This is a genomic window from Seonamhaeicola marinus, assembly GCF_008085455.1.
In genome coordinates, this window is record NZ_VSDQ01000227.1 from 1 (window position 1) to 271 (window position 271).

The window sequence follows — 271 nt, forward strand, 5'->3', positions numbered from 1 at the left end:
AAGTAAAAAACTATAAAATGAAAGTATTAGCAAACGACGGTATTTCACAAAGCGGTATTGATGCCCTTGAAAAAGGAGGATACGAAGTAAGTACTACAACAGTTGCCCAAGAGCAACTAGTAAATTACATTAATGAAAATGACATTAGCGTATTATTAGTTAGAAGTGCAACTACAGTTAGAAAAGATTTAATTGATGCTTGTCCTAACTTAAAAATCATTGGTCGTGGTGGTGTAGGTATGGATAACATTGATGTAGAATATGCCAGAGA

General features: G+C 33.6%; 1 pseudogene. It reads left to right on the forward strand.

Annotation, left to right across the window (positions count from 1 at the left end):
- Positions 1-17 precede the first annotated feature (17 nt).
- Positions 18-271, forward strand: a pseudogene (locus tag FUA24_RS03150) (3-phosphoglycerate dehydrogenase); the annotation flags it as partial.